Below are 21,500 nucleotides of genomic sequence, written 5' to 3' on the forward strand. Positions count from 1 at the left end.
GTCTTGGAGCCGACAATCATTGCGTGTAATAAATACACGTAGCGACTGTATGTGCGACGGTCGCCCTCCGTGTTGGTGGAGTCTGGCGTGCCGGGGCGTAACGCGGTTTTCCTGGTTACTGACGAGAAGCTGTTCCCGGCTGCGGCGTTTGCCGCCGGGCGCCTCGCTGAACTCAACAATCGCAACGACACCGACATAATCGTCTTCACCGACGCCGCCGACGAGCTCCGTCTTGCTCCTTCGCGCGCGTACCCGTTCGAGGTTGTGCCGATGGTGCAGCCGGACGGCGTCAACCTGCCGCCGACATATTTCCGGATATTCGTCCCGCCGCAATTGGCGAGCCGGTACAGCCGGCTCCTCTACCTCGACGTCGACACCTATGTCGAAAACGAAACTCCGTTCGCTCTCTTCGATCTAGATCTGCGTGGCCATGCGCTCGCGGCGGTCCGCGACTACGTCATCGCCTGTTCGCCGGACTGGGCCGAGATTCAGGCGGTCTTCGGCAGCCGGCATTTCAAGTACTTCAACGCCGGCGTGCTGCTCATCGACACCGCCGGCTACGTCGCCAGGCACGCCTCGGAAAAAATGCTGCAGGTCATCGCGTCCGGAACCTCCGCCTTTCGCCACCGCGACCAATCCTCGCTCAATCATCATTTCAACGGCGACTTCGCCGAGCTGTCGCCCGCCTTCAACATGTTCGGCGTCGCTGAGGGCACACCGTTGCCGCTGGTTGCCCCGCCGGTGCTGACGCATTTCGTCTCCAGGCGCAAACCGTGGATGGGTCCGCTCTTCGGCAGCGACCACAAGGCAAGAGCCGAGATGGAGCGTTTCTTCCCGACCTCGCCGTGGCCCAATTTCCTGGGCCGCTTCTACAACGCCGACGCCAAGGCTCCGCCCGGGCGTCCGCCCAATATCATTGGCGGCTTCCAGGGCCAGGCGCCGATTGCGCACTATCTGCGGGAGACGCCGTTCGCCGACGTCGCCGCCGGCCTCACCCGGCTCAACCTCGACGCCTTGCAACGAGCGACCGCGCCGGCCTAGAAAGGTTCGGACCCGAAACGATCCCGCGGCAAAGCCCTTTATGCCGATCGAGCTTCGCCCGAGCCAGGCACTGCGCCTCTGGCACGACGTCACCTTCGACCTCGTGCGCGCCGACGCGCGCGATCTCACGCTCCGCCAGATGGCCGTGCTGCTCGCCGTCTATCTCGATCCGCCGCCGCACACCGTCCGCGGCCTCGCCGAAAAACTCGGCGTCACCAAGCCCGTCATCACCCGCGCCCTCGACACCATGGGCCGCCTCGGCCTGGTGACCCGCCGCCGCGACGAAGCCGATCGCCGCAACGTGCTGGTCTACCGCACGGTCGAAGGCTCCCTCGCCGTCGAACACCTGGGCGACGCCATCCTCGCCCGCCACCGCGACCTGCCGCCGTGATCGGATTTGATCGCACACTCGCCAAGACGGCCAGGGCGCATTCTCTCCGCGTCGGGCAAACCGACTGCGAACGCATCGTCTGGTCGCGGCTGCGATCCGGTCAGGTCGAAGGTGTCAGCTTTCGTCGCCAGCATCCGATCGGGCCGTACATCCTCGACTTCTATTGTCCGTCTTTGAAAATCGCGGTTGAAGTTGACGACGGTCAACACGGCGGGCCGAGTGATGCGCGCCGAGACGCGGTGTTACTCAGCCGTGGTATCGTGACTCTCCGCTTTTGGAATTCGGATGTAACGGAAAATCTCGACGGCGTGATGGAAGTCATACGTTCCACTATCCTCGATCGGCGCTCGCGGAAGCAGACCCCCTCCCGGCCTCCCCCTTTCAGGGGGAGGGGCGAGAGCGCGGATGCTGAGGCCCCTCCTCGTCATGCGCCCACCGATAGTCAAACTCCTCCCCCTGAAAGGGGGAGGGCGGGAGGGGGTCAACGCCGGCGGGTGAAAAGTCCACGCCGCCCAAAGTCCGCGCCATGACCCTCGACCCGCGCACCAACGCCTACCGCCCCGACATCGCCGACGCCCGCCTCAAGGGCCAGGTGACCGCATCCCGTTTCGTCGAAGGCATGCCGCGCCGCGTCGTCGCCGACGCCGCCCCGATCAAGTCGACACCCGCCGCCGATGCGTCGCTCGCCAGCGAAGCGCTCCGCGGCGAAATCTTCACCGTCTTCGACGAGACCCCGGGAGGCTGGTCCTGGGGCCAGCTCCAGACCGACGGCTACGTCGGCTACGTCCCGACCGGCGCCCTCGGCCCCATCGCGCCCGAGCCGACGCACCGCGTCACCGCGCTCCGCGCCTTCCTCTATCCCGATCCCGACATGAAGCTGCCCGTCGCCGGCGTGCTCTCCTTCGCCAGCCGCGTCGCGCTCTACGGCGAGGTGACGACGCGCGGCACGGTCTACCGCCTGCTGGCCGACGGGAAAGGCGCCGTGGTCGCCGGCCAGGTGGCGCCGCTCGATACGCCGCCCGACAACGACTTCGTCGCCGCCGCCGAACGCTTCCTCAACGTCGCCTATCTCTGGGGTGGCCGCACCAGCCTCGGCCTCGATTGCTCGGCGCTGGTCCAGCTATCGCTCGCCGCCGCCGGCGTCAGCGCCCCGCGCGACACCGATATGCAGGAGCAGGCGCTTGGCGCCGCGATCGAGGGCGCCTCCCGCCGGGGCGATCTCGTCTTCTGGAAAGGCCACGTCGGCATCCTGATCGACGGCGAGAACCTGCTCCACGCCACCGGCCACGCCATGGCCGTGGTCATCGAGCCGCTTGCCGAAGTCGTCGCCCGCGCCGGCCAGCCGACATCGGTTCGCCGCCTGGTCTAGCGCGCCGAAGCCCTGCCTCGCCTCCGGCGCTCGTCCTCTCTCCTCGCAGGGGAGAGGGGACTTCGCCTCTTGAGAGCGAAGCGAACTAGAGGCGAAGGGTGAGGGCACCACGCTGCCGGCGCGCCTAATACCCCGCCGCCCGATCGATCACATTCACCAGCCGCTCGCCCCGCTCGAACGCCTCGATCTGCCTGACGATCCCCGGCACCAGCGCCGCCGCCGCACTCGCTGCCGCGCAATGCGGCGTCACGATCACGTTCTCCCGCCCCCACAGCGGACTGCCCGCGGGCAGCGGCTCCGTCTCGAACACATCGAGGCTCGCGCCAGCCAACTCGCCGGCATCCAGCGCCGCGACGATATCGCCCTCCACCTGCAACCCGCCGCGCCCGGCATTGATCAGCACCGGACCGCCAAGCACCCCGTCGCGCGCCAGTTGCCGGAACAGCCCCATGTCGAGAATGCCGCGCGTCTCCGCCGTCAGCGGCAGCAGCACCACCAGAATATCCGTCCGCGCCAGAAACGCGCCAAGCTGCTCCGGCCCGTGAAACGACGCGACGCCATCGATCGCCACCGGCCGCCGGCTCCAGCCCGCAACATCGAATCCCAGCCGCGCCAGCATTGCAGCCGCGTCGCGCCCGAGCACGCCCATGCCCATGATGCCGACGCGCACGTCGCCCGCCGCCGGCTGCGCCAGCTCGCGCCATTCCCGCCGCCGCTGCTGCGCGTCATACGTCCGCTGCCGCCGGTGGTGCATCAGCACCTGCAGCGTTACCCACTCGGTCATCCGCTGCGTCAGGTCCGGATCGACGACGCGCACGATCGGCACATCCGGCAGATCGTCGCGGAACACGAGATGATCGACGCCGGCGCCGAGCGAAAATATCGCCCGCAAATTCGGCAGGCGCCGAAACAAATCGGCCGGCGGCCGCCACACCAGCGCATAGCCAACCGCCGCCGCGTCTCCGACCTCAGGCCACAGCACGATACGCCGCTCGGGCGCCGCCGCGCGTATCGGCGCCGCCCATTCTTCCTGGTTCCAGCCCGTGGCGGCGATGAGGATGCCACGGGCCTGACTGTCACTGGTCATGGCGCCACCGATCTTCGCTTCGTCGTAGAGTTCGCCGCGCGATATCAGCCGGTGGATAGGAGAGCCGCGCGACAGGCTGGCAAGCCCTCGCCGGATCTTTTCGTTCCACAGATGCACCGCCAGCGTATCGGGCGCGATCGCTGCGGCCGCGTCATACTCCGGGCTGAGCAGGCGGTCGGCCTCTTCGAAGGGGATCGGGTAGAAGACGCGATGCGGCCGCGCGTGTCGCGCCAGCCCCGCTGTCGTGAGCACATGGGTAAGCGCCAACGGTCCCGTCGCTCCCCACGGCAGATCGGCCGCGCCGAACACGGCCCCGGCCCGTTTCGCGGCCGCGAGGTTTTGCTGTGCCTGCAGCGGATACCACGGCATGATGGGCGACTGTGTGGTGAAGGTCGCGATCAGCGGCGTGAGCGCCGGCGAGTTCGCCGGCAACCCGAGCACGGCATTGTTGATCGAATCCGGTGCTTGCCAGCCATAGACATGGCCGTCGCCGAGGCCGATCGGCTTGACGCAATAGACGTCGCAGTCGATCCACAGCCCGAAGCCGCGGCGGAGCAGCTCGTATCGAAAATAGTCGGCAAAGATCGCGTAGCTGCCGGTCGCCTTGTGGCGGAAGACGCGGCTGGTCGCAATCACGGCAGCCGCGTCGGCGAGCGTCACCCCGCTTGGCGCATCCTTCGGCGAGTCATAGCAGTGAAGCGTCACAGGCTGGCCGCGGCGGACAAACGAGGCGAGGCACGCTGCCGCGACCGGCCCTAGATTGCCGCCGATCCACAGCGCATGGCATGTCGGTATCGGCTCCGTCCCTCCAGCCAAGCGATCCCCCACTTACTCCGCGACGACTCCCTCCGGCGCGGTCGCGATGTCGAACGCCGCCGCCATCAGCGCCTTTGTGTAGGCGCTCTGCGGATGGTCGAAGACGTCGGCCGCGTGCCCGCTTTCCACCACCTTGCCGGCGCGCATCACGATGATGTCGTTGGCGAGCGCGCGCACCACCTTGAGGTCGTGGCTGATGAAGAGATAGGCGAGGTTCCGTTTGCGCTGCAGGTCGCGCAGGAGATCGACCACCTGCGCCTGCACGCTCATGTCGAGCGCCGAGGTCGGCTCGTCGAGCATCACGAATTTCGGCTCCAGCACCATCGCCCGCGCCACCGCAATGCGCTGCCGCTGCCCGCCCGAAAATTCGTGCGGATAGCGGTGACTGGTCGCCGCATCGAGGCCGACTTCGGTGAGCGCCTGCGCCACCTTCGCCTCGCGTTGCGCCGCGGTGAGCTTCGGCTCGTGCACCTTCAATCCTTCGCCGACGATGTCGAGAACCGACATGCGTGGGCTGAGCGACCCGTACGGATCCTGGAACACGATCTGCATCTCGGAGCGCAGCGGCCGCATCGCGTTGAAATCGCGCCCGGCGATGGAATTGCCGAGGAACACGATCCGTCCCTGCGACGAGATCAGCCGCATCAGCGCGAGCCCCAGCGTCGTCTTGCCCGACCCGGATTCGCCGACGACGCCGACCGTCTGCCCCTCGCGCACGGTCACATCGACGCCGTCCACGGCCTTGATGTACCCCACCGTCTTGCGAAAAAGCCCGCGCCGGATCGGGAACCACACCTTGAGGTCGGTCGCCTCCATCACCGTCGGCGCGTCGAGATTCGGCTTCGGCGGATCGCCTTTCGGCTCCGCCGCCAAGAGATGCCGCGTGTAGGCGTGCTGCGGGTTGGTAAAGATCGCCTCGGTCGCGCCCTGCTCGACGATGTGCCCGTCGGTCATCACGCACACGCGCTTGGCGAATTTCCGCACGATGCCGAGGTCGTGCGTGATGAACAGCAGCGCCATCCCGGTCTGCTTCTGCAGGTCGGCGAGCAGCTTCAAAATCTGCGCCTGCACCGTCACGTCGAGCGCCGTCGTCGGCTCGTCGGCAATGAACAGGTCGGGCTTGTTGGCGAGCGCCATGGCGATCATCACGCGCTGCCGCTGCCCGCCGGAAAGCTGGTGCGGAAATGCGTTGAGCCGGCTCGCCGCATCGTGGATGCCGACCTGGTCGAGCAGCTCGAGCACGCGCGCCTTCGCCGCCCGCTCGCCCATCCCCTGGTGCACCTTCAGCACCTCGCCCACCTGCCGCTCGATCGTGTGCAGCGGGTTGAGCGACGTCATCGGCTCCTGGAACACGATGGAAATGTCGTTGCCGCGCACGGCGCGGATTTCGCGGTCGCTGGCCTTGAGCAGGTCCTTGCCCTTGAACAGAATCTCGCCCGCCGGATGAAACGCCGAGCCCGGCAGTAGCTGCATGATCGACAGCGCCGTCACCGACTTTCCCGAGCCGGATTCGCCGACGAGCGCCAGCGTTTCGCCCTTGTCGATGTCGAACGTCGCGCCTTCCACGGCCGTGGTCACGGCCCCGTTCTGCCGGAAGGCGACGCCGAGATTGCGCACCTGGAGGAGGGGAGGCGCCACGCTAGAGCCCGGTCCCCGACCGTTCGCACTTGCCCCCGGTCTGGTTCATCTTCGCGTCGAAATAGTCGAAGCAGCGCGCGAAATCGCCGAGCTTGGAGTTCCACATCGTCACCACCGCCTGCCGGCCGTCCGGCCACGACAGCGTCGACATCGCCAGAAACTTCCACCCATCGCGCGCCAGCACGGCCGAGCTGGAATCCGGATCGAGCCCCCACACACCGGCCCGCGGATCGCCGGCAGTCTCCCGCTCCTCGGCGTGTGAGGCCGCCGTGCCAAGCAAAAGCGCCAGCGCAAGCAACCCAACGCCGCTTCCCCCGCGAAGGCGGGGGCCCAAGAGCCGCGAAAGGACCCCCTCCCGACCTCCCCCTTTCAGGGGGAGGGGGCGCGAGGGCGGTTCTCGTGTCAGGTGAAACGCTGGCAGCGACCCCCTCCCCCTGAAAGGGGGAGGATAGGAGCGGGTCACCCTCCGCCGGCCACGATCATTGTTCATGTGAATGTCTTCCTCGGGTCGAACGCATCGCGCACCGCCTCGCCGACGAAGATCAGCAGCGACAGCATGATCGAGATCGAGAAGAATCCCGTGAGCCCGAGCCACGGCGCGTGGATGTTGTCCTTGCCCTGCGCCAGGAGTTCGCCGAGCGACGGCGAGCCGACCGGCAAGCCGAAGCCCAGAAAATCGAGCGACGTCAGCGCCGTGATCGAGCCGTTGAGGATGAACGGCAGGAAGGTCAGCGTCGCCACCATCGCGTTCGGCAGCAGGTGGCGGAACATGATCGTCCGGTTGGAGACGCCGAGCGCCCGCGCCGCGTTGATGTACTCGAAGTTCCGCCCGCGCAGGAACTCCGCGCGCACCAGCCCGACCAGCGACGTCCACGAGAACACCAGCAGGATGATGAGCAGCGACCAGAAGCTCGGCGCGATCACCGACGAGACGATGAGCAGAATGTAGAGCGTCGGCATCGACGACCATATCTCGATGAAGCGCTGCAGCACCAGGTCGACCCACCCGCCGAAATATCCCTGCACCGCGCCGGCGAGCACGCCGACCACCGAGGAAAAAATCGCCAGCGCCAGCCCGAACAGCACCGAGATGCGGAAGCCGTAGATCAGCCGCGCCACCACGTCGCGCCCCTGGTCGTCGGTGCCCAGCCAGTCCCAGTTGCCGATCGTGCAGTTGCGGTCCGCTACGCCCTGCGGATAGCGCGAGCAGCGCTGCTCCAGCGTCATCATCCACCACGGCGCTGCCGGCGCCGGCGTCGCGATCTCGTTGTTCACCGTGCGATACGAGTAGCGGATCGGCGGCCAGATTTCCCAGCCGTTGGCCAGGATCTCGTCCTGGATATACGGGTCGCGGAAATCGGTCGTGGCGAGGAAGCCGCCGAATTTCGATTCCGGATAGTCGACCAGCGCCGGCACCAGGATCTCGCCCTTGTACGAGACCAGGATCGGCCGGTCGTTGGCGATGAACTCGGCGAACAGCGACAGCACGAAGATGACGAGAAAGATGACCAGCGACCACGTCCCGCGCCGGTTCTTGCGGAAGTTGGCGAGCCGCCGCTGGTTGATCGGCGACAGCGCGAAGCGCGTGCGGCGCGGCGGCGGCTGCGCCTCGCCCGCCTGCGGCTCGATCGTGTCGTAGCCGGCGCGCCTGAGGTTCTCGTCGAGCTTCGCGTCCATCAGACCTCGCGCGTCTCGAAATCGATGCGCGGATCGATCCATGTGTAGGTCAGGTCCGAGATCAGGTTCACCAGCAGCCCGACCAGCGAGAAGATGTAGAGCGTCGCGAACACCACCGGATAGTCCCGGTTGAGCACCGACTCGAAGCCCAGCAACCCCAGCCCGTCGAGCGAGAAGATCGTCTCGATGAGCAGCGCGCCGGCAAAGAACGCGCCGATGAACGCACCCGGAAATCCGGAGATCACGATCAGCATCGCGTTGCGGAACACGTGCCCGTAGAGCACCTGCCGCTCGGTCAGCCCCTTCGCCCGCGCCGTCACCACGTACTGCTTGCGGATCTCGTCGAGGAACGAATTCTTGGTCAGCAGCGTCGTCGTCGCGAATGCCGACAGCGCCATCGCGGTGAGAGGCAGGACAAGGTGCCAGAAATAATCGGCGAGCGCCGCCGGGTTGGTCACCCACTGCCAGAACGGCATGTTGACGTATTGGTCCGACCACAATCCTCGTAGCGGGAAGAAATCCCAGAACGACCCGCCGGCGAAGAGAATGATGAGCAGGATCGCGAACAGGAACCCGGGAATGGCATACCCGACGATGATCACCGCCGACGTCCACGTGTCGAACCGCGATCCGTCCTTCACCGCCTTGCGGATGCCGAGCGGGATCGAGATGGCGTAGGACAGAAGCGTCATCCACAGGCCGAGCGAGATCGACACCGGCATCTTCTCGCCGATCAGCTTGATGACGCTGATGTCGCGATAGTAGCTCTCGCCGAAATCGAAGCGGATGTAGTTCCAAAGCATGAAGCCGAAGCGCTCCAGCGGCGGCTTGTCGAAGCCGAACTGCTTCTCGAGTTTCTTGATGAACTCCGGATCGAGCCCCTGCGCCCCGCGATAGGTCGAGGTGTTGACGTCTTCCTTGCCGCTGTTCGCCTCGACGCCGTTGAAATCGCCGCCGCCGGTGATGCGCGCCGTCGCATCGACGTCGGTCCCCTGCAACTGCGCTATCACGCGCTCGACCGGTCCGCCGGGCGCGAACTGCACGACGACAAACGAAATCGCCATGATCCCGATCAGCGTCGGAATGATCAGCAGGATGCGCCGGATGATATACGCGCCCATCAGGCCACTCGCTGCTGGAACTCCTCCCCCTGAAAGGGGGAGGGTGGGAGGCGGTCTGGCGCCGCTAACTCGTCTGGTGAGGAGGAGACACACGCCTCCCCGCAGACGCTTGCACCGACTTCGCCAATAATTGGAACCGAACCCTCCCCTTGCGGGAGGGTCAAAACCGCAAAGCGGTTTTGGGGAGGGATCGCGCTCCATCCGCGTGCACCCGGCCCCCCACCCGAAATCGCTACGCGATTTCGACCTCCCCGCGAGGGGTAGGTAGGCCCAGCCGCACCGGCAAACGCCGATCCCTGCCCGTTCCGGGGAGGGGGGACCACGCGTAGCCGAAGGCGAAGCGTGGTGGGTGGGGTGGCCGCGCAAACCCGACTCGGCTTGTTTGGAGGGGGACGTCTCCTCTCTACCCGCCGCTCAAACTCCTCCCCCTGAAAGGGGGAGGGCGGGAGGGGGTCAGACCACGATGCGGTGCCGCGATTCATTCCTACCCTGTGTACCCGATCGCCTGCGCCCGGTCCTTATCGAACCACCACCACGCCTCCGGATAGAACGCATAGTCCGGCTTCGCCGCCGGATGCCCGAACACGTCCCAATAGGCGAGGCGATGGTTGGCGAGATACCACGCCGGTATCCAGTAGTGCTTCGCCCGCACGACGCGGTCGATCACGTGCGTGATGGTCAACAGGTCCTCGCGGCTGTCGACCGTCGGCAGCTTCGCCAGCGCCGCGTCGATCGCCGGCTCGCGGACGCCGGAGTAGTTGCGGCTGCCGCCCTGATCGGCCGCCTTCGACGAATAGAACTGGTCGAGCCCGTCGAGCGGCGTCGGCGAGAAGCTGAACGCCTCGAGCACGATGTCGTAGTCGAAATTATTCTCCCGCGCCGTGTACTGCGCCGGGTCGACCTGCCGCACGATCGCCGAGATGCCGAGCGCCTTCAGGTTATTGGCGAACGGCGTCAGGATGCGCTCGTAGACCGACGCATCGATCAGCACCTCGATCTCGAACGGCGCACCTTCCTCGTCGACGATATCGGTGCCCATCTGCTTCCAGCCGGCCGCGGCGAGCAGGTCCGACGCCTGCTTGAGGATCGCGCGGTCGCGCCCCGAGCCGTCCGTCTTCGGCGGCACGTACGGCGCCGCGAAAACCTCCGGCGGCAGGTCGGCGCGGAACGGCTCGAGGATCGCGACCTCGGCCGCATCCGGCGGCGCGCTCGCGGCGAAATCCGACGTCCCGAACAGCGAGGCCAGCCGCGCATACGAATTGAAAAACAGGTTCGGGTTCGACCATTCGAAGTCGAAGCAGAGGCCGATCGCCTCGCGCGTCCGCGCGTCTTTGAACTTGCCCTTGCGCGTGTTGATGTAGAATCCCTGCAGCGCCGGCTTCTTCTCGCTGGCGAACTCCGTCGTCTTCTTCACCTTGCCGGCGGTGAGCGCCGGGAAATTGTAATCCTGCGCCCAGGTGATCGAGGTGAATTCCTCGCGGAAGGTGATGTCGCCTTTCTTGAATGCCTCGAACGCCGCCTGCCGCTCCGTGAAAAAATCGATGCGGATGACGTCGAAGTTGGCCGTGCCGACGTTGACCGCCAGGTCCTTGCCCCAATAGTCCGGCGCGCGCGCGTATTCGATGTAGCGCCCGGCCGCCAGATTGCCGACCGTGTAGGCGCCCGAGCCGAGCGGCACGTCGAGCGACGACGAGTCGAACGCGTGCGCCGTGTAATACGCCTTGGACAAGATCGGCACGTCGCCGGCGAGCCCGAGGATGGTCTGCCGGTTCCGCTCCGCCGACAGCGTCACCACCACCGTATGCGCGTCGCTTGCCTCCGCCTTCACCACCGGCTTCAGCGGCTCGGCGATGCTCGGGTGTCCCTTCTCCTTGATCAGGTCGATCGAGAAGGCGACGTCCTCCGCCGTCAACGGCGAGCCGTCGCGGAACTTCGCCTCGGGCCGCAGATGGAACGTGTACGTCGACAGATCGTCGGAAACATCGACGGCCGCGGCGACCAGCCCGTAGATCGCATCCGGTTCGTCGTACGCTCGCGTCATCAGCGTATCGAAAATGTATTCGATCCGCGGCGGCGCATCGCCCTTGAGCACGAATCCGTTCAGCGTGTTGAACGTCTGGACCGACTGGTTGAGCTGCCAGTTCGGCGGCTGATAGTTGATCCGCCCGCCCTTCGGTGCCTTGGCGTCGAGATAGTCGAACTGCTTGAAGTCCGGCGCGTACTTGAGATCGCCGAAGATCGAGAGCCCGTGCAGCCCGCTCTTACCCGCCGCCCACGCCCACGGCACCGCGGAAGAAAACGCGGCCGCCGCGCCAAGCTTCAGCGCGCTGCGCCGCGTGAGGAAAGGCAGGCCGCCCATCAGCCGCCGCTCCCGCCGGCCGCGACCTTCGCCGCCTTGTCGGCGTCCCACCACCACACCGTCGGGAAGCCGATGGTGAAGCGCGGGTAGGGGTCGGGATGCCCGAACCGGTCCCAGTAGGCGATGCGGTCGGGCAGGTAGGTGTAGCTCGGGATGACGTACTGGTTCGCCATCAGCACGCGGTCGAGCGCCCTCACCGCCGCTATCTGGTCGTCGCGTCCCTTGTTGTAGATGATCGCGTTGATGATCGCGTCCACCGCCGGGTCCTTGATCCCCGCATAGTTGCGCGAATCCTGCCGGTCGGCAGCCTCGCTGCCCCAGAAGTCGAGCTGCTCGTTGCCCGGCGAGTTCGACTGCCCCCAGCCGGTGTAGACCATGTCGAAGTCGCGCGTGCGTATCCGCTCGACGAACTGGCTGGTGTCGACCGTGCGCACCGTCAGCGTGATGCCGATCTTGGCGAGCCACTGCTGGTAGGGCACCGCCACGCGCTCGATCGTCGGGCCGTTGAGCATCACCTCGATCGAGACCGGCTTGCCGTCCTTGCCGACCATCGCGTTGCCCTTGATCTCGTAGCCGGCTTCCTTGAACAGCGCGATCGCCTGCTGCAGGTTGGCGCGCACCTTGCCGCCGTCGCTGTTGTCCGGGTTGGTGTAGAGCGTCGTGAACACCTCCGGCGGCACCTTGTCCTTCACCGAGTTGAGCAGCTCGAGCTCGCGTCCGCTCGGCAGCGCCGTCGCCGCCGTGAACTCCGGCAGGCCGAAGAAGAACGAATTGATGCGCTGGTACTGGCCGTAGAAGATCGTCCGGTTGAGATCCTCGAAGTTGAACACCAGGTTCAAAGCCTTGCGCACCCGCGCATCCTGGAAGAACGGCCGGCGCAAGTTCGGCACGAAGCCGACCATGACGCCCGACACCTGGTCGAGGTTCACCGTCTCCTTTTTCACCTTGCCAGCAACAAGCGCCGGGAAGTCGTACGCGGTGTTCCAGCGCTTCGCCTCGTTCTCCGCCCAGTAGTCGAACTGGTCGGCCTTGAAGCCCTCGAACTCGACGTTGAGGTCGCGGAAATATTCGTAGCGCACCGTGTCGAAGTTGTTCTGCCCGACGTACGTGTTGAGGTCCTCGCCCCAGAAGTCCGGCACGCGCGTATAGCTGATCGAGCGGCCGGGGATCACCTCGCCGACCTTGTACGGGCCCGAGCCCAGCGGCGGCTCCAGAGTCGAGGCGCCGATGTCGCGCTGCTTGCCGTTGGCGTCCTTGCCTTCCCACCAATGCTGCGGCAGCACGATCATTTCGCCGACGATGTGCGGCAGTTCGCGGTTGCCGGCCTCGTCGAAGGTGAAGGTCACCTGGTCGGGCGCCGTCTTCTCCGCCTTCACCACGTGGCGGTAATAGTTGCGCTGGCTGTCGTTGAGCTCGACCAGCTTGTTGAAGCTCCACACCACGTCGTCGGCGGTGATCGGCTCCCCGTCATGCCATTTGGCGGCAGGGTTGATGCGATAGATGACGTACGAGAAATCCGCCGGGAAGCGCACCGCGTCCGCGATCTGCTGGTACGCCCCGCCGATGTCGTATTCGTCCATCGCCGGGGTGAACAGCGTCTCGTAGATCAGCCCGGCGCCGTCCGCCGGCACGCCCTTGGGCAGAATCGGGTTCAGCGTATCGAACGTCGGCGACGACCCGGAGAGCCGCACCGTGCCGCCCTTCGGCGCATTCGGGTTCACATATTTGAAGTTGGGAAAATCCGCCGGATAGCGCGGCTGCTCGAGGATGCTGTTGCCGGTCATCCAGTCGCCGGGCGGCGTCACCGGCTTCGCGGCATCCTGCGCCAGCGCCGCCCCGCCAACCACCAGCCCCACGAGAAGCGTCACCAATCGCATCATCGGCCTCACTCCTAACAAACCAACGCCAGCGTCCGGGCGCCCCAAGGCATAATAAGGGCGGCCACGGCCCGGGCCACCGCCTAGGACTAAGCCATTCCCGTGCCGTTGTGGGAATTGTGACGAAAATTTAAGGGCGCCACCCGCTCGTCACCCCCGCCCGCGAAAGCCGGGGTCCAGCGCGAGCGTCACCCGACGCGACGCCGCATCGATCTCCGCTTCCCCCGCGGAAGCGGGGGCCCAGGTACCTCGGATCGCTGAGCATCGCGGATGACACACCTGGATCCCCGCCTTCGGGGAAAGCGATGACAGCGCGCGAGGCAGCCGCCCGCAAGGCCAGCCGTGTCGCCGCTCACCCACCACTGTCATCCTTCGGCGAGGCCGCAGGCCTCGAGCGGAGGACCACTCTCGGCAAGCACAACCAACATCATAGGCGCTGAAGCCGGTCCTCCGCTCGGCGCTGCGCGCCGCCGAAGGATCACCGCGGAGGGGAAGTACCTACGGCGTCGTGGCAGCCGGCGGCGTAACCGCACCGCCAGCCGGCGGCGTCTGCACGGCCGGCGCCTCGGTCGAGGCCGGCGGCGTCGGCTGCGTCCCCGCCGGAGCCGGAGCTTCGGCCGCAGGCGCAGCGGGAGCCGCCGCATCCGCCGGGGCAGGGGCCGCCGCATCGGGCGAGGGCAGCGGCACGGGATTATCCGACAGCGTGCGCAGATAGGCGATCACGTTCGCCCGCTCGGTATCGTTCTTGATGCCGGCAAAGCCCATCGCCGTTCCCGGCACGAAGGCCTTCGGCGCCGTGATGAAATGATCGAGATTCTCGAAGGTCCAGGTCAGGCCCTTCGCCTGCTCGTCGAGCATCGCCTGCGAATACTTGAAGCCTTCCATGTGCGCCGCGTGGTTGTCGACGATGCCGTAAAGGTTCGGGCCGACCTTCGCCGGCTGGCCCTTGAGCAGCGTGTGGCACGCCTCGCACTTCTTCGCCGAAGTCTGTCCGGCCGCCGCGTCCGCCGTCTGCAGCCTGACCGCGATCGGCACTATCGCGGCCGGCGCCGCCGCCCCGCCGCCTGCCGGCACCGTCTCGGCAACCGCGATCTCGAACCCGGGCTTTGTCGGCTCACCGGCCGAGAACAGGGCCTCCGACACGATCGAAAGCGCCATCACGCCCAGCGCAGTTCCAAGCACCGCGCCGGCGATCTTGTTGAATTCGAACGAGTCCATGGATGTTTCGGCTCCGGCGCCAGGCCTGATGAATCGTCGCTTTGTCGGCGCGCGTGGCGCGAAAACTACAGGCTTTGCTCATTCTAAAGCAACCCGTATAAGCGGCGGGAATTGGGACTTTTTGCCACCCTCATGGGGGCCACGAGGGGCCGGAAATGTCGGCGATCGTCATCATCCCGGCCCGCATGGCCGCCACCCGCCTGCCCGGCAAGCCGCTGGCCGAGATCGCCGGCCTGCCGATGATCGTCCACGTCTGGCGCCGCGCGGTGGAGGCAAAAGTCGGCCGCGTCGTCGTCGCCACCGACGACCTCGCCATCGCCGCCGCCATCGACCTCGCCGGCGGCGAGGCGGTGATGACCCGCCCCGATCACATGAACGGCACGCTCCGCATCCACGAGGCGCTGGCCAACCTGCGCTCCGACGCCGACCTGGTGGTCAACCTGCAAGGCGACATCCCGACCGTCTCGCCCTCGGCAGTCCAGGCCGCGCTCGCCCCGCTCGCCGAGCCCGAAGTCGACATGGCGACGATCTGCGCCGTCATCACCCGCGACGAGGAGCGCACGAACCCCAACGTCGTGAAGGTGATCGGCAGCCCGGCGAACCTTACGGAAGAAGACGCCAACATCCTCCGCGTCCTCTATTTCACGCGCGCCACCGCGCCGTGGGGCGACGGCCCGCTCTACCACCACATCGGCCTCTACGCCTGGCGCCGCACCTCGCTGGACCGCTACGTCAAATTCCCGCCGACCCCGCTGGAGCAACGCGAAAAGCTCGAACAACTCCGCGCGCTGGAAAACGGCATGCGCATCGACGCAGCGATAGTCGACGAAGTCCCGCTGGGCGTCGACACGCCCGAAGATCTGGAACGCGCCCGCGAGTTACTCGCGCAGCGCTGACCCCCCCGCCGCTGTCGTCCCTGCGAAGGCAGGGACCCAGTACACAACGCCCCATCGGCATGTACTGGATGCCTGCCTACGCAGGCATGACATCAAAGGCAGGCTACAACCGCGCAATCTCCGGATAGAGATCAGCCCAATCCGGATTCCTCTCCTCGATCAGCCGAATCTTCCAGTCGCGCTTCCACGTCTTGAGTAGCTTCTCGCGCAGGATCGCCTGTTCCACGTCGCCAAATATCTCGAAGTAGACCAGCCGCCCCACCCCGTAGCGGCTGGTGAATCCCTTCACCGCTTTTGTGCGGTGCTCATGAACCCGGCGCGCAAGATCGTTGGTCACGCCGATATAAAGCGTGCCTCCAACTCCGCTGGCCAGAATGTAAACGTAGCATTGGAGTTCGACGGGCATACCAAAGCTCTTTAGGCGCTGTGCCGGAAGGTACCTCTCGCTGTCGTCCCTGCGAAGGCAGGGACCCAGTACACAACGCCCCCGTCTGCGAGTACTGGATCCCGGCCTTCGCCGGGATGACAACTGTGACTGGGACAGGCAGCGGGATACCCACCAAACATCGCCAATCCACCCGGACCCTGCTAAATCGCGCGCCACAAACCCCAAACGAGCATCCCCATGCCCAAGAAAATCGTGTTCCAGGGCGAGCCCGGCGCCAACTCCCACCTCGCCATTCAGGAGGTCTATCCGAAGGCGATCGCGATCCCTGCGCCGACGTTCGAGGATTGCTTCGCCGCGGTGACGAAGGGCGAGGCCGATCTCGCCATGATCCCGATCGAGAATTCGCTGGCCGGCCGCGTCGCCGATATCCACCACCTGCTGCCCACCAGTGGCCTGCACATCGTCGGCGAGCACTTCCTGCCCATCCATTTCAGCCTGATGGTGCCGAAGGGCGGCACGCTGAAGGACATCGTCAGCGTCCACAGCCACATCCACGCCCTCGGCCAGTGCCGCAAAATCATCCGCAAGCACGGCTGGAAGGCGATCGTCGCCGGCGACACGGCCGGCGCCGCGCGCGAGGTCGCCGAGTGGAACGACAAGACGCGCGCCGCGCTCGCCCCGGCCATCGCCGCCGAGATCTACGGCCTCGATGTCCTGAAGGACGGCGTCGAGGACGAAGCCTACAACACGACGCGCTTCATCATCCTGTCGAAGAAGGACGAGCGCGCGAAGCCGAACAACGGCCCGGTCATCACCACCTTCGTCTTCCGCGTCAGGAACGTGCCGGCCGCGCTCTACAAGGCGATGGGCGGCTTCGCCACCAACGGCGTCAACATGACGAAGCTGGAGAGCTATCAGCTCGACGGCGCCTTCACCGCCACGCAATTCTACGCCGACGTAGAAGGCCACCCCAACGACCGCAACCTGAAACTCGCGCTGGAGGAGCTGGCGTTCTTTTCGGCCGAGATGCGGATTTTGGGGGTGTACCCGGCGGCGGCGGCGTGGCGACGCTCAGCAGTACACGGATTTTAACGTGACCTTTACATCGTTCACTATATGTTCCATACGAACACATCTCGCGAATCAACTGGAGCTTGCGTAAATTGACCGCTATGGACGCAGATGGATTCGTGGTTGCCCTCCTAGGGTCTCTTCCTCATAGACAGGTCCGAGGCAAGAAACGTCTTCAAAAACTCAGCTACCTGCTCAAGGAGTCGGGAACTCCTTGTCCAGCAGATTTTGTTCTGAAAGACTTTGGTCCATATAGCACCGAAATTGCACGCGGCGCGTCTCTACTTGCAGCGACAGGACAAATCCAAGAGCGGTCTGAAGAAGTCGGGCCAGCGCGCAGGATTGTTTCTGTATATACATTGAGCGAAGAAATAGATGCGCCCATGCTCGACGAAAATTCTATTGAACGCCTTAGGTGCTTCAACAATTTTAGTACTATAGAATTAGAAATAGCTGCAACTATCCAATATTTTATTGCGCAAGGCTCAACCTCAGAGTTGGCGGAAGAGCAGACTAAACGAATGAAACCGACAAAAGCAAAGCCAATAGTACTATCGGCCGCACGAAAGGTATTGGGCTGTCTCTAGCCAAATTTCATGGATCGCGACCAGCGCATCAGAGACCCTGTCCATAATCTAATTCCCTTCTCGACCAAGAATCCAGAAGACCGCCTGCTCTGGGATCTTTTACAGACTGCGCCTTTGCAACGGCTTCGGCGTATTAGGCAACTTGGTTTCTCTGAGTTCGTCTACCCAGGCGCGACGCATACCAGATTTTCGCATTCCTTGGGTGCGATGCAAATGGCGCGTCGGATGTTGGGTGCTTTCGAGCGTAACCAGCTTTTCGAACTCAACGATCAGCACGCTTTAATGCGAAAAGCTACTTTAGCTGCCTCTCTTCTTCACGATGTTGGTCACGGTCCCTATTCTCACGTGTTCGAGGAGCTTTCTGAAGAATACAAAATAGAAAAAGATCACGAAGAATACACAAAAGATATAATAAAGTCCAAGGAGATAAATAAAATTCTTGAGGAATACGGGGTAAACAGAGAAACTCTGTCATTCTTTGAGGTGGAGGCGGGATATACACCTTATGACTCTATAATATCGAGTCAGATGGACTGCGACCGCCTTGATTTTCTTGCGAGGGATAGATACTATACTGGTATCAAATCTCAAGTCGTTGATTTCGAATGGCTGTTCGATAGTCTTATTATAGATGAAGTTACTATAGATCCCGTAGATGATTTAAAGAGATATGCATTTGTCGTATTGCCCAAGGGTATAAGTGTCGTTGAAGAATTTGTTATTGCTTACGTAAAGATGTACCACAATGTTTACTTCCATAAAACGACGAGGGCAGTCCAGTTTCAGGTTATGTCCGCTGTTCGCCAAGCTCTGAAGGAATATGGACCAAAATTGATTGAGCGTGGCGTTAACTTGGCGCGTTTCTTTTTGGACGAAAAAGCGCGAACTTTGGAGATATACTCGTCCCTTGATGATTCTTCGATTACGTCGTTTATTCATCACTTGGCAGAAGGTGAATACGGGAGTTCCAGTATTCTTGCTCAGAGATTGCTACGACGTGACCTTTTTAAATGTCTAGAAATACCGCCACTAGAAGGAGGCGGAAATCGTAATGAAATGATTGGCCGCCTTATCAAGGCGATGAAGGCAGAAGGTCTTGTGTTTTATCCGGACGTCGTTTCGGATCGCTCATATAAGCAATACGATGCCGCGGACGAACATTTCTTAGAAAATATAATAGTAAGAAAAGATGGCGAAAACCGCGGTCTTCATCACGCGAGTAGTCTTGTAAAATCTATTTCTGTGACAACGACTAGGTTCTACTTCGAGGATGCGGCGTCTTTGGCGCGCTCAAAAGAAATCCTTAAAGCGGTCTGACGGTCGGTGGACGAGTATCAGGCAAGGGCGCCCCGCGCATAACTAAAAACTAATCCCCGCCACCCACCCCACCCTTATCTTCCCGCCATCCCTGCTCACCCGAGGGCGCAACTCGAGGCGTCGTGTGCGGAGTGGGGATGCGGCGCCCGCCGGCGATGGGTCGCACCATCGTCGTCGGGAGGCGCCTCGTTCCGTCGGCCGGCACTATGACCGGTCCCCGTTAAGGCCGAGAGGCCGGGTAATCGGACCGTGGGACAGCCGCCGGGGTAAAACGAGGCGAGCCCTCAGCGGGCCTGGACGCCAATGTCCGGGAGCAGCCACGCTCGTTCTCGCCGGCGGGGGAAGTTCGTGGATGGGGTTGCAAGAGAATGGACCCCGCCTTCCCACAGATGGCCCGAGCACGGAAAGGGGAAGCCAAAAATCGCCGCGGCGGGCGCCCGGAAGGGGCCCATGAAACGCGGACTACCCGCTCGGCACCAGCCGGGCGCCCGCCACCCCTCGGATTTTTCCCGGGGGGGAATGCAGGAAGGATCAAAGCTCGGGCGCGGATGCGTCGCGAGAAGGAGAACGCATGCGCGCTCGGCAAACCTCTCCGAGATCGAAATTGTTATGCCTCCCTCCCCCTTGCGGGGAGGGTGCCGAGCGAATGCGAGGCGGGTGGGGGAAGCCTTCGCGCCTCCCCACCACTGTCATCCTTCGGTGGCGCGAAGCGCCGACCGGAGGACCAGTTTCAACAAACGCGATCGGTGCAGAAGGAAAGTGGTCCTCCGGTCGAGGCCTGCGGCCTCGCCGAAGGATGACAGCGGTAGGGATGCCGCAGCGAAACTTTCCCTCCCCCCTTGCGGGGAGGGTGCCGAGCGAAGCGAGGCGGGTGGGGGAACGCCTTGGTCGCCGCCGCTCCCGCGCTGACACGTCCGCTACTGCCTTCTCGGATGACCGTTACCAACACCGGTTCCCGTCCGGCGCCGCGGCGCGCCAAAAAAAGGCCAAACCGGCGAGATTTACCGAAGATTTAAGTACAATTGGATCGAACCGCGGCAATACCGGAACTATCCCGGCTCCCGCCCGTTGCCCACCCATGGAAACCGTACACAACCAGAACAAAGTACTGGTCGTCGAGGACGAGGCTCTGGTGAACGGGGACATCGCCGACGCCCTGCGCGACGACGGCTTCGAAACCCTGCAGGCCTACAACGGCGAGCAGGCGATCGCCCTGCTGATGCGCAACGGCGACATCAGCGTCGTCTTCAGCGACATCAACCTGGGCGGCGCGATCGACGGCATCGCGCTTGCCGAGGAAGTCGAGCGCCGCTGGCCGCAGGTCGACGTGCTGCTCACCTCCGGCAACCACCTGCCGGAGCTCGGCCACCTCGGCCGCATCCGCGACTACGGCCGCTTCGTCCCCAAGCCCTACCCGGTAAAGGCCGTCACCCGCCGCATCCACGACATCATCAACGCCCGCGCCGCCTAGGCGCCATCGACCCACGCCGCCACCAGCCGGTGCGCGATCGCGACAGGCGAGGGCGCCTTGAAGCCGGCCGGGTGCGTTCCGTCGAGCATCTGCTTCGCTTCGCTGCGCGAGAACCAGCGGCAGTCTTCCAGTTCCGCCTCGTCGCGGCGGATCGCGTCGGTCAGGGCCTCGGCATGGCACCCGATCATCAGCGACATCGGAAACGGCCACGGCTGGCTGGCGTGGTAGCTGACGCGCCCGATGGCGATGCCGGATTCCTCCAGTATCTCGCGCCTGACCGCATCCTCGATCGTCTCGCCCGGCTCCAGGAATCCGGCCAGCGCCGAGTACATGCCGGGCGCGAACTGCGGCTGCCGCCCGAGCAGCGCCATCTCACCGCGAACGGCGAGCATGATCACCACCGGATCGGTGCGCGGAAAATGCTGCGCCTTGCATTGCGGACAGTCGCGGCGATACCCACCATTGGCGATAGCGGTCGCGGCACCGCAGTTGGAGCAGAAGCGATGGCGCGCGTGCCAGTTGATCAGGCTTCGCCCCTGCGCCAGGGCGCCGAGATGCTCCGGCGAAACCGCGGCGGCAGAGGCCAGCGTCCGGAGATCGACGAGCGCGATCCGCCCCTCGTCGATAGCCGCCGTTTCCGGCAGCGTCGCCGCCAGCCTCGGGCCCGCGCCGCTCCACCCGAGCAGCACCATCTCGCCGCGCTCGGCCCCCAGCCCATCCGCCTCGCCGGCGGAGAAAAGCGGATCGTCGCCGCGCGTGAGCACCTTGTCGCCGCGCCAGAGATAAACCCGCGCCGACCCGTCGCGGAGCGCCAGCGGCACGGCATCCGCCGTCCGGTGCTCGCTCCGCCGCTCGATCCGGTTGCGCGCGAAGCCGACCAGCGCACTCGGTTCCGTCTCCGGCATGCCGTCGAAGAAACCGGGCATTCGCGTCGATCTCGGGGATTGTGGGCAGGGACTCGGCCACAACCTTACCCCCAATTAGCCGCGCTTGTCGTGGCCGCCGCCCTTGCTTCCGCGCCCTCCTGACATGATATGGTCCCCTCGGGAGGTTGGCTGCGGACGGTCCGCTCGCCAACCGGGTCAGGTCCGGAAGGAAGCAGCCCTAACGAGTTTCGGCACGGGTCGCGTGCCAGCCTCCCACTAGCCCCACCGATGGATGCGAGTTTCCCGCCGG

At 64.6% G+C, this 21,500-nt stretch carries 18 protein-coding genes and 1 other RNA gene; 9 read left to right on the top strand and 10 right to left on the bottom strand.

The window, feature by feature from the left end; all coding sequences use genetic code 11:
* Window positions 1-87: 87 nt before the first annotated feature.
* The 3 genes from WDM94_04290 (at window position 88) to WDM94_04300 (ending at window position 2,801) form a co-directional block, all read left to right on the top strand.
* On the top strand, window positions 88-1,041 hold the full coding sequence (locus tag WDM94_04290; GenBank protein ID MEJ0011847.1) for a glycosyltransferase: 954 nt from the start codon (window positions 88-90) through the stop codon (window positions 1,039-1,041).
* Window positions 1,042-1,081: 40 nt separating this feature from the next.
* Entirely contained in the window at window positions 1,082-1,432 is a 351-nt protein-coding gene (locus WDM94_04295) for a MarR family transcriptional regulator (GenBank protein ID MEJ0011848.1), read from the top strand.
* Between the two features lie 526 nt (window positions 1,433-1,958).
* A complete protein-coding gene (locus tag WDM94_04300; GenBank protein MEJ0011849.1) occupies window positions 1,959-2,801 on the top strand; it encodes an NlpC/P60 family protein in 843 nt (280 codons plus the stop codon).
* A 124-nt stretch (window positions 2,802-2,925) separates the two neighbouring features.
* On the opposite strand, the gene WDM94_04305 is transcribed toward WDM94_04300, so the two are convergent.
* From WDM94_04305 to WDM94_04340, 8 genes are all read right to left on the bottom strand, one after another.
* Entirely contained in the window at window positions 2,926-4,704 is a 1,779-nt protein-coding gene (locus WDM94_04305) for an NAD(P)-dependent oxidoreductase (protein MEJ0011850.1), read from the bottom strand.
* 12 nt (window positions 4,705-4,716) lie between these two features.
* On the bottom strand, window positions 4,717-6,342 hold the full coding sequence (locus WDM94_04310; GenBank protein ID MEJ0011851.1) for an ABC transporter ATP-binding protein: 1,626 nt from the start codon (window positions 6,340-6,342) through the stop codon (window positions 4,717-4,719).
* A 1-nt stretch (window position 6,343) separates the two neighbouring features.
* On the bottom strand, window positions 6,344-6,640 hold the full coding sequence (locus WDM94_04315; protein ID MEJ0011852.1) for a hypothetical protein: 297 nt from the start codon (window positions 6,638-6,640) through the stop codon (window positions 6,344-6,346).
* A gap of 188 nt (window positions 6,641-6,828) precedes the next feature.
* Window positions 6,829-8,019: an ABC transporter permease gene (locus WDM94_04320; GenBank protein ID MEJ0011853.1), complete on the bottom strand. Its 1,191-nt coding sequence runs from the start codon at window positions 8,017-8,019 to the stop codon at window positions 6,829-6,831.
* Complete coding sequence (locus WDM94_04325) at window positions 8,019-9,140, bottom strand: microcin C ABC transporter permease YejB (GenBank protein MEJ0011854.1); 1,122 nt, start codon at window positions 9,138-9,140, stop codon at window positions 8,019-8,021. The genes WDM94_04320 and WDM94_04325 overlap by 1 nt, the downstream gene beginning before the upstream one ends.
* A gap of 484 nt (window positions 9,141-9,624) precedes the next feature.
* Window positions 9,625-11,499: an extracellular solute-binding protein gene (locus WDM94_04330; protein ID MEJ0011855.1), complete on the bottom strand. Its 1,875-nt coding sequence runs from the start codon at window positions 11,497-11,499 to the stop codon at window positions 9,625-9,627.
* A complete protein-coding gene (locus tag WDM94_04335; protein ID MEJ0011856.1) occupies window positions 11,499-13,379 on the bottom strand; it encodes an extracellular solute-binding protein in 1,881 nt (626 codons plus the stop codon). The genes WDM94_04330 and WDM94_04335 overlap by 1 nt, the downstream gene beginning before the upstream one ends.
* Window positions 13,380-13,874: 495 nt before the next feature.
* Window positions 13,875-14,594, bottom strand: coding sequence for a cytochrome c family protein (locus tag WDM94_04340; GenBank protein MEJ0011857.1), 720 nt, complete (start codon window positions 14,592-14,594; stop codon window positions 13,875-13,877).
* Between the two features lie 155 nt (window positions 14,595-14,749).
* Between WDM94_04340 and WDM94_04345 the strand changes: the two genes are divergently transcribed.
* The gene (locus tag WDM94_04345; GenBank protein MEJ0011858.1) at window positions 14,750-15,490 is read left to right on the top strand and encodes a 3-deoxy-manno-octulosonate cytidylyltransferase; all 741 of its coding nucleotides are present in this window, start codon (window positions 14,750-14,752) and stop codon (window positions 15,488-15,490) included.
* Window positions 15,491-15,593: 103 nt separating this feature from the next.
* On the opposite strand, the gene WDM94_04350 is transcribed toward WDM94_04345, so the two are convergent.
* Entirely contained in the window at window positions 15,594-15,896 is a 303-nt protein-coding gene (locus WDM94_04350) for a GIY-YIG nuclease family protein (protein ID MEJ0011859.1), read from the bottom strand.
* A gap of 219 nt (window positions 15,897-16,115) precedes the next feature.
* On the opposite strand from WDM94_04350, the gene WDM94_04355 reads away from it, so the two are divergent.
* The 4 genes from WDM94_04355 (at window position 16,116) to WDM94_04370 (ending at window position 20,324) form a co-directional block, all read left to right on the top strand.
* Complete coding sequence (locus WDM94_04355; protein MEJ0011860.1) at window positions 16,116-16,970, top strand: prephenate dehydratase; 855 nt, start codon at window positions 16,116-16,118, stop codon at window positions 16,968-16,970.
* A gap of 62 nt (window positions 16,971-17,032) precedes the next feature.
* Window positions 17,033-17,536: a hypothetical protein gene (locus tag WDM94_04360; protein MEJ0011861.1), complete on the top strand. Its 504-nt coding sequence runs from the start codon at window positions 17,033-17,035 to the stop codon at window positions 17,534-17,536.
* Between the two features lie 9 nt (window positions 17,537-17,545).
* Window positions 17,546-18,853 (top strand): HD domain-containing protein, encoded by a 1,308-nt coding sequence (locus WDM94_04365; protein ID MEJ0011862.1) that lies wholly within the window; start codon window positions 17,546-17,548, stop codon window positions 18,851-18,853.
* 1,078 nt (window positions 18,854-19,931) lie between these two features.
* Window positions 19,932-20,324, top strand: coding sequence for a response regulator (locus tag WDM94_04370; GenBank protein MEJ0011863.1), 393 nt, complete (start codon window positions 19,932-19,934; stop codon window positions 20,322-20,324).
* Here WDM94_04370 and nudC read toward each other — a convergent pair.
* On the bottom strand, window positions 20,321-21,250 hold the full coding sequence (gene nudC / locus WDM94_04375) for an NAD(+) diphosphatase (GenBank protein MEJ0011864.1): 930 nt from the start codon (window positions 21,248-21,250) through the stop codon (window positions 20,321-20,323). The genes WDM94_04370 and nudC overlap by 4 nt on opposite strands.
* 119 nt (window positions 21,251-21,369) lie before the next feature.
* On the opposite strand from nudC, the gene ffs reads away from it, so the two are divergent.
* Window positions 21,370-21,468, top strand: an RNA gene (gene ffs / locus WDM94_04380) — signal recognition particle sRNA small type.
* Window positions 21,469-21,500 lie beyond the last annotated feature (32 nt).

The organism is Bauldia sp. (assembly GCA_037200845.1).
Classification (GTDB): Bacteria; Pseudomonadota; Alphaproteobacteria; order Rhizobiales; family Kaistiaceae; genus DASZQY01.

Bases quoted from the DNA above. Each gene is read 5' to 3' on its own strand.
- WDM94_04295 (MEJ0011848.1), top strand. From the start codon at position 1,082: ATGCCGATCGAGCTTCGCCCGAGCCAGGCACTGCGCCTCTGGCACGAC.
- WDM94_04300 (MEJ0011849.1), top strand. From the start codon at position 1,959: ATGACCCTCGACCCGCGCACCAACGCCTACCGCCCCGACATCGCCGAC.
- WDM94_04320 (MEJ0011853.1), bottom strand. From the start codon at position 8,019: ATGGACGCGAAGCTCGACGAGAACCTCAGGCGCGCCGGCTACGACACG.
- WDM94_04325 (MEJ0011854.1), bottom strand. From the start codon at position 9,140: ATGGGCGCGTATATCATCCGGCGCATCCTGCTGATCATTCCGACGCTG.
- WDM94_04330 (MEJ0011855.1), bottom strand. From the start codon at position 11,499: ATGGGCGGCCTGCCTTTCCTCACGCGGCGCAGCGCGCTGAAGCTTGGC.
- WDM94_04335 (MEJ0011856.1), bottom strand. From the start codon at position 13,379: ATGATGCGATTGGTGACGCTTCTCGTGGGGCTGGTGGTTGGCGGGGCG.
- WDM94_04340 (MEJ0011857.1), bottom strand. From the start codon at position 14,594: ATGGACTCGTTCGAATTCAACAAGATCGCCGGCGCGGTGCTTGGAACT.
- WDM94_04345 (MEJ0011858.1), top strand. From the start codon at position 14,750: ATGTCGGCGATCGTCATCATCCCGGCCCGCATGGCCGCCACCCGCCTG.
- WDM94_04350 (MEJ0011859.1), bottom strand. From the start codon at position 15,896: ATGCCCGTCGAACTCCAATGCTACGTTTACATTCTGGCCAGCGGAGTT.
- WDM94_04355 (MEJ0011860.1), top strand. From the start codon at position 16,116: ATGCCCAAGAAAATCGTGTTCCAGGGCGAGCCCGGCGCCAACTCCCAC.
- WDM94_04365 (MEJ0011862.1), top strand. From the start codon at position 17,546: ATGGATCGCGACCAGCGCATCAGAGACCCTGTCCATAATCTAATTCCC.
- WDM94_04370 (MEJ0011863.1), top strand. From the start codon at position 19,932: ATGGAAACCGTACACAACCAGAACAAAGTACTGGTCGTCGAGGACGAG.
- nudC (MEJ0011864.1), bottom strand. From the start codon at position 21,250: ATGCCCGGTTTCTTCGACGGCATGCCGGAGACGGAACCGAGTGCGCTG.